Annotated in this window: 4 protein-coding genes; 1 reads left to right on the top strand and 3 read right to left on the bottom strand. The window is 65.4% G+C overall.

Annotation, left to right across the window (positions count from 1 at the left end; all coding sequences use genetic code 11):
- The coding region (locus tag AC062T_RS01125) for an alpha/beta fold hydrolase (protein ID WP_476026602.1) at positions 1-865 on the top strand (865 nt) is incomplete at its 5' end.
- Here AC062T_RS01125 and AC062T_RS01120 read toward each other — a convergent pair.
- From AC062T_RS01120 to AC062T_RS01110, 3 genes are all read right to left on the bottom strand, one after another.
- The gene (locus AC062T_RS01120; RefSeq protein ID WP_476026600.1) at positions 852-1613 is read right to left on the bottom strand and encodes a glycosyltransferase family 2 protein; all 762 of its coding nucleotides are present in this window, start codon (positions 1611-1613) and stop codon (positions 852-854) included. The genes AC062T_RS01125 and AC062T_RS01120 overlap by 14 nt on opposite strands.
- A gap of 16 nt (positions 1614-1629) precedes the next feature.
- A complete protein-coding gene (locus AC062T_RS01115) occupies positions 1630-2784 on the bottom strand; it encodes an epoxide hydrolase family protein (protein WP_476026598.1) in 1155 nt (384 codons plus the stop codon).
- A 106-nt stretch (positions 2785-2890) separates the two neighbouring features.
- Positions 2891-3463, bottom strand: coding sequence for a TetR/AcrR family transcriptional regulator (locus tag AC062T_RS01110; RefSeq protein WP_476026596.1), 573 nt, complete (start codon positions 3461-3463; stop codon positions 2891-2893).
- Between the last annotated feature and the right edge of the window lie 95 nt (positions 3464-3558).

Below are 3558 nucleotides of genomic sequence, written 5' to 3'. Positions count from 1 at the left end.
GGCCAGGCAGCTCGACGAGGCGCTCGCCGCAACCGACTGGGCGCTGCTTCCCATCGGAGTCGAGAAAGATAGCGTCGCTGCGCCGAGCGGCCTGCTCAGCAGAATCTCCCTCGGCCCCATCGGCGGCGATCGCGTCGTGCTCGTTCCCGGCATGACCGGTTCCAAAGAAGACTTCGTCCTCATGCTTCCCCTGCTTGCCGCCGCCGGATACCGGGTCGAGGCCTACGACATGGCCGGGCAATACGAGTCATCGGCCGCGGGTCCCGAGAACCTCTCCCCTCCCCAGCTTCGCTACACCTACGAACTGTTCGCGGACGACCTCGTCGCCGTATTAGAGGAGGGGGCGACGCCCGCTCATGTGCTGGGCTACTCGTTCGCCGGCACGATCGCCGGCACCGTCGCATCCCTGCGCCCCGAGCTATTCGCCAGCCTCACATTGATGTCGGCTCCCCCACTGTCAGGGCAGGCACTTCGAGGCTTCAAACGCATCGGCACCCTGAGCTATGCCGTGCCCGGCAGGAGGCTGGGTCGCCCTTTCATCACGGCGCTCCGGCTCAATGTGCACCGCGCCCCGGCCGACCGTGCCGAATTCGTTCGCGCTCGATTCGAGCTGACGCGTCCCTCGAGTGTTGGAGACATCCTGGCCCTCATGAAGCGCACCCCAGACTTCGCCGAGAGGCTGCGCGCCACGAACCTGCCGGTCCTGGTGGTCACGGGAACCGGCGACGTGTGGCAAGCCACGTCACACCTCGCCTTCGCCGAGCGGTTGGGCGCCAACCTCCTCGTGCTGCCAACGGGGCACAGCCCGTGCGAGACGGCACCACACCAGCTCGCAGAGGCCATGCTCGAGTTCATGCAGTCCTGAACTGCTCGTCGGCCCGACGCCGACGAGCTTCGGCTCTAAGCCGCCGGCGATCGAGCCAGCTCACCTCTGAGAGGTAGACGACCATGCTGCGGCAGGCCCAATCGACCTTCCGTAAGAACCCGCCCAGGGTGTCGAACGGGCGCGCGGAAATGTACGCAGTGAGTCGGTCATCCAGCTCAACCGCCATGGCGGGGTCGAGGGCGAAGCTGATGTCCATGTCATCGTGCACCCGGGGGTTGTCGCGATGGATGCGGGTGCGAACGTCGAGCCAGGCCTCCCTCCGGATCGCCATAGTCGACCCAAACAGAGGCACCTGGCCGAGGAACAGCGACATGAACCAGTAGTAGCCGCCGATATAGATGTTCTTGCCGATGAACTTCCACACCGGCCCACAGTCATAAAAGTTCCCGGGGCCGGTGAGACCAGACAGGGTGGGGTCAGCGGTGAAGCGCTCCTCCACCCTGGCCACCCAATCGGGAGCGGGACGGGAGTCCGCGTCGAGCCGGCCCAGGATGTCACCCCTGGCCGCATCGAATCCTGCGGCGGTTGCACGCAACACTCCCCTGCGCGGCTCCGTCACGACCGTCGCCCCCGCCGCCCGCGCCACCTCGGCCGTGTCATCCGTCGAGCCGTTGTCAACCACGATCACCTCGTCGGGAGCGCGGGTTTGCAGCGCTAGCGCAGCCAGGCAGCTCTCGAGCATGCGGGCATCGTTCAGCGAGGGAATCACAACGCTGATGAACACCATTCGCACCATCCCCGATCTAGGCGATTGCCTGAAAAAACTCCCTCATATTGGCGGCCACGAGCCGGGGAGACTGTTTGGCCGTGAAGTGGCCACCCCTCGGCAAGGGACTCCAGAATCGAATGTCAGAGTACGTCCGCTCCGCGTAGCTGCGGGGGAATCCGCGCTCGCCGTGCTGCACCGAAACCCCGACCGGCACATTGACCATGGGCATCGGCGTCTCGAACTGGTCGTCGTAGTACGCCCGAAAGCTCGTGCCGATCGACCCGGTGAACCAGTAGAGGCTGATCGTCGTGAGTATCTCGTCACGGCTCCAATAGTCCTCAACATCGGCGGTTCCGCTCCACTCGCGAAACTTCTCGACGAGCCACGCGGCGAGCCCAGCAGGAGAGTCGGTCAGGCCCACCGCGAGAGTGTCGGGGCGCGTGGACTGCTGCTCGCTATAGGCGCTTGCCCTCGCCCATTTGGCGTCGAGCCACGCGATGAAGGTCTCCTCTTCTTGCGTGAGGTCGTGGCGTCGCTCCTCTGGCGGGAATGCCGCGTGAGTGGCGAACAGCCCCAGCACCGAGTCGGGGTAGTTCGCGGCGAGACGGTCGCTCACCCAGGTGCCAACATCCTCGCCATACGTGGCGTATCGCTCATACCCGAGCACCGCCGTCATCAGCGCGTGCCATCGCGCGGCGACCGCGTCGCTCACGAACGGCTCACTCATGGGGTCGGAGAAACCGAACCCGGGCAGCGACGGCACAACAACCTCGAACCCGTCCTCCGCCAACAGCCGCGCCAGGGGCAGCATTTCGATGAAGGAGTATGGCCAGCCGTGGCTCAGGATGATCGGAATCGCGTCGTTTCGGACAGCGTCTTCTGCCCCGGTAACGTGCGTCCCGGTGAGGTGGGCAAAGTGCACTCGGTCTCCGCCGATTCTCACCGTGAACTGCGGCACCTGATTGAGGGCGCTTTCGGAGCTGCGCCAGTCGAAGCTGTCGCGCCAGTAGCCCACGAGGTCGCGCAGATAGGGAATGTCGACACCGGCACCCCAGGGTTCCGACGGCGTCTGAGCCGGCAGCCTCGTTGCCTCAAGGCGCGAGCGCAGGTCGGCGAGGGCAGCATCCGAAACGGCAATCGAAAAAGGCTCTGGGGCCGAAGCGGAGTGCACATCTGCGAGCAGAGTCATGGGCAGAGACTAAGACCGGATGCCCGCGCAGCATCAGGGGTTGCGGCCCAGATGGCGGTCAGCAGCGCTGGGTCGTCCGCCCCGCAGGGCACCGAATCCCCGGGCGTTATGCGATGTCGGGGACGAGGGCGAGCATCGTGGCTTCCACAATCTGCCGCGCTGCAGGCTCGTCTATGGGGTCGTACAGCAGCTGAGAGGCGAGACCCGCCGCGAAGGCGAGCACCCCGCGCATCAGATACTCCCCGTCGACGTCGGGACTCAGCTCGCCCTCGGCCTGCGCACGGCGCGCGAGCATCTGCAGCCTGTTTCGCAGCTGCGCATCCCCTGCCCTCAGCGACTCGGCGACGGCGGGGTCAAACGGCGCGAGGTCTGAGAAGGCGATCGAGACGAGACACGCGCTTCTCCGAAACTCGTCGAGCGGCAATGTGCCCATCACGAGGTTGACCAGCCACGCTCGAAGCGTCGGCCGGCCTGGCTCGCCCTCGATCTGATGCGCAACGGTCGCCTGCGCATACTGCAGCGTTGCCCCCAAAAGCTCACTCTTCGAGGCGAACGTCTTTTGCACAGCCCCCAGAGACCAGCCCGACTCCGCCGCGACGGCGCGAAAGGTCACGCCGGTGAGTCCGTCGCGCGCGATGAGGCGCAGGGCGGCCCCGGCTAGTTCATCGGATCTGGTCATCTCGTAGGTCCCGTGTCTCGTCGAAGCAAATACATGTGTATTCTATCGGGAATACACTCGTATTCTAGCGAGTCCCAGAGGAAGAAGTCCCATGC

Source organism: Homoserinimonas sp. (assembly GCF_056262345.1).
This window is presented reverse-complemented; position numbering and strand designations above follow the sequence as displayed.

Coding starts and splice junctions, on each gene's coding strand:
- AC062T_RS01110 (WP_476026596.1), bottom strand. CDS start 3,463: ATGACCAGATCCGATGAACTAGCCGGGGCCGCCCTGCGCCTCATCGCG.
- AC062T_RS01115 (WP_476026598.1), bottom strand. CDS start 2,784: ATGACTCTGCTCGCAGATGTGCACTCCGCTTCGGCCCCAGAGCCTTTT.
- AC062T_RS01120 (WP_476026600.1), bottom strand. CDS start 1,613: ATGGTGTTCATCAGCGTTGTGATTCCCTCGCTGAACGATGCCCGCATG.